Raw genomic sequence first — 715 nt, forward strand, 5'->3', positions numbered from 1 at the left:
TACAAACTCATACTAGTTACAGAGTCCAAAGCAAATAAATCTTTCAATTGATAGGTCGTAAAATTTCCATTTGCTAAACGAGTAAAATATGGAAGTACTTCACTGGTGAAACGTATCTGCAAAGCATTTTTAGCGTCATCTTCCCAACGGAGTTCACGAATAATTGGTACTACTGAGTGTACTTTTTTAACTTTACGCTTATTATCATCCACGGGCTCTTCAATTACAAAATGAGCTACTCGTGATGATAATTCTTTATAAATACGATCAATAGCAACATTAATGGAATTCTTTTTATCTAATCCTAATAGTTCGCCTAAATCATCTTTATGCAAATAAATATAAGTTTGCTCTGTAATTTCACGATCTTGATTATTCTTCTCACCATAATTCGCAACAGCCATTGCATAAAGTAGAGCTTTATACTCATTAGATGATAATTCAATTGGTCTAATCAGACGGTTACTAGTGCTGACTACTCCATTATGTCGAATATTACCAATACAATAAGGTAGATGTTCTAATTCTTCTGGTTCGTTGTGATTGCTCATAAGTGGAAAGATTAAAATATTTTCTACATGTTATACACAAAAGTGGAAGAAGATGCAAACCGCTCACTATTTTCTCTTGCTTACATTAAATTAACTCAGTTTATGCCCATCAAACATCTTAAGAGTGGAAGAAGTGTCACTATTAAAGTGCAATTTTGATACTA

At 32.6% G+C, this 715-nt stretch carries 1 protein-coding gene; it reads right to left on the minus strand.

The features are described 5' to 3' along the window. The coding region (locus tag F981_RS23090; RefSeq protein WP_004726991.1) for a replication initiation protein at positions 1 to 551 on the minus strand (551 nt) is incomplete at its 3' end. Positions 552 to 715: the final 164 nt, after the last annotated feature.

It is taken from the genome of Acinetobacter guillouiae CIP 63.46, from assembly GCF_000368145.1.
Classification (GTDB): Bacteria; Pseudomonadota; Gammaproteobacteria; order Pseudomonadales; family Moraxellaceae; genus Acinetobacter; species Acinetobacter guillouiae.